The sequence below is a fragment of the Arthrobacter sp. HMWF013 genome (assembly GCF_003061105.1).
Classification (GTDB): domain Bacteria; phylum Actinomycetota; class Actinomycetes; order Actinomycetales; family Micrococcaceae; genus Arthrobacter.
In genome coordinates this window covers 1-2,516 of record NZ_QAIQ01000640.1, presented here as the reverse complement: position 1 = coordinate 2,516, position 2,516 = coordinate 1, and the positions used below count along the sequence as shown (strand labels likewise).

Sequence of the window (2,516 nt, the reverse complement as noted above, 5' to 3'; positions counted from 1 at the left end):
CCCCGCCGGTCCGTCACATTTTCCGGCGGTCACCGCCGGAACTAAACTGTTCAGGTGAATGACCAGCTAGCGCGTCTGAATCGACTTCCCCTCCGGACCAATCTCCGCGGACTGACACCGTACGGTGCCCCGCAACTCGATGTTCCCATCCTGCTGAACGTCAACGAGAACACCCATGGTGTGCCGGCCGACGTACGGGCCGCCATCAGCGCAGCTGTGACGGAGGCTGCGGCAGGACTCAACCGCTACCCGGACCGGGAGTTCACCGAGCTCCGCCAAGCACTGGCCGAGTACCTCGGCCATGGCCTGGACGCCACCAACATCTGGGCTGCCAACGGCTCCAATGAGGTCCTCCAGCAGATCCTCCAGGCTTTCGGCGGTCCGGGCCGCACGGCCCTGGGATTCCCGCCCACGTATTCCATGTACCCCCTCCTCGCCAGCGGCACCGACACCGGATACATCACCGGGCAGCGGTCAGGGGACTACGGGCTGAGTGCAGAATCCGCAGCGCTGCAGGTCAAGGAGCTGCAGCCGAACATCGTTTTCCTGTGCTCGCCGAACAACCCCACCGGCACCGGTCTGGGCCTGGACGTTGTCGAGGCCGTCTACGAAGCGGGCGAAGCCAGCCAGACCATCGTGATCGTGGACGAGGCCTACCACGAGTTCGCCCACGACGGTACGCCCAGTGCCCTGACGCTGCTGCCTGGCAGGGAGCGGCTCATTGTTTCCCGCACCATGAGCAAGGCCTTTGCCCTCGCAGGTGCGCGGCTTGGCTACATGGCCGCGGCTCCCGAAGTGACGGATGCCCTCCGCCTGGTCCGGTTGCCGTACCATCTCTCGGCCATCACCCAGGCGACCGGCCTCGCAGCGCTCCGTCACCGGGTTGCCCTGATGGCCGATGTCCAGGACATCAAGGAACAGCGGGACCGAATCGTGACGGAACTGACCCGGATGGGCCTCAAGCCGGCCGCCTCGGATTCGAACTATGTATTCTTCGGCGGCCTGGAAAATCCGCACGAGGTCTGGCAGCAGCTCCTGGACGCAGGCGTGCTGGTCCGGGACGTCGGGATCCCCGGCCATCTGCGGGTCACGGCGGGAACTGAGACGGAGACCACAGCGTTCCTGACCTCGCTGAAAGCCATCCTGGCCAGCCAGGCCAGGCTGCCCGCCTAAACTTGGAGTACCGGCGCCTTACGGTGCCGCACCACTGACTTCGCCAAAAAGGACATATGACCATGACTTCCACCGGATCGAACGCTGCCGATCGGACCGCGCGCATGGAACGCGCCACCAGTGAATCGTCAGTGCTCGTGGAGATCAACCTTGACGGCACGGGTGTCTCAGACATCGACACGTCTGTCCCGTTCTACGACCACATGCTGACGGCGCTGTGCAAGCACTCGCTCATCGACATGACGGTCAAGGCCACCGGTGACATCCACATCGACGTCCACCACACCGTGGAGGACGTCGCCATCACGTTCGGTGAAGTCCTGCGCACAGCCCTGGGCAACAAAGCCGGGATCCGCAGGTTCGGGGAAGCCACAGTTCCCCTGGACGAGGCACTGGCCCACGCCGTGGTTGATGTCTCCGGCCGCCCATACCTGGTCCACGGGGGCGAGCCTGCCGGGCAGGAATACCACCTGATCGGCGGCCACTTCACAGGGTCGCTCACCCGCCACGTCTTCGAGGCCATCACCTTGCACGCCGGCATCTGCCTGCACATGAACGTCATCGCCGGGCGGGATCCCCACCACATCGTCGAGGCCCAGTTCAAGGCTTTCGCGCGCGCCCTGCGCGCCGCCGTCGAGCCCGATCCCCGCGTGGAGGGAATTCCGTCCACCAAGGGTGCCCTGTGAGTGGCCAGATCCTCCGGGACGGCGCCGTGATCGATCCTGCTGCCGGTAAGAAGCCCGTCTCGCCTGAAGGCAAGCCCACCGTCACGGTGCTCGACTACGGATCCGGCAACGTCCGTTCCGCCGTGCGTGCGCTGGAGCGGGCCGGCGCCGAAGTTCTCCTCAGTTCCAAACCCGAGGACGTCCTGAACGCTGACGGGCTCGTCGTTCCCGGCGTGGGAGCCTTCGAAACCGTCATGCGCGAACTCAAGGCAGTGGACGGCATCCGGCTGATCGGCAGGCGCGTGGCCGGCGGCCGCCCCGTCCTGGCGATCTGCGTCGGCCTGCAGGTGCTGTTTGAGGCCGGCGTGGAACACGGGACCGAAGCTGAGGGCATGGGGGAGTGGCCCGGCAAGGTGGAACTGCTTCCCGCCGACGTTGTGCCGCACATGGGCTGGAACACCGTGGACGTCCCGCAGGGGTCCAAGCTGTTCGCCGGCGTGGAGCATGAACGCTTCTACTTCGTACATTCCTACGGCGTCCAGGAATGGGACTTCGACGTTATCCAGCCAAGGATGACCGCGCCGCAGGTGACCTGGTCAGAGCATGGTGCCCGTTTCATCGCCGCGGTGGAGAACGGGCCGCTCTGCGCCACCCAGTTCCACCCCGAAAAATCCGGGG

The 2,516-nt window shown here is 65.5% G+C and carries 3 protein-coding genes; all 3 read left to right on the top strand.

Annotated elements, in window-relative coordinates:
- The first annotated feature begins 54 nt into the window (after nt 1-54).
- Nucleotides 55-1,173: a histidinol-phosphate transaminase gene (locus DBR22_RS21325; RefSeq protein WP_108600640.1), complete on the top strand. Its 1,119-nt coding sequence runs from the start codon at nt 55-57 to the stop codon at nt 1,171-1,173.
- Between the two features lie 62 nt (nt 1,174-1,235).
- On the top strand, nt 1,236-1,859 hold the full coding sequence (gene hisB, locus DBR22_RS21320) for an imidazoleglycerol-phosphate dehydratase HisB (protein ID WP_108600641.1): 624 nt from the start codon (nt 1,236-1,238) through the stop codon (nt 1,857-1,859).
- The coding region (gene hisH, locus DBR22_RS21315) for an imidazole glycerol phosphate synthase subunit HisH (protein ID WP_108600639.1) at nt 1,856-2,516 on the top strand (661 nt) is incomplete at its 3' end. The genes hisB and hisH, both read left to right, overlap by 4 nt.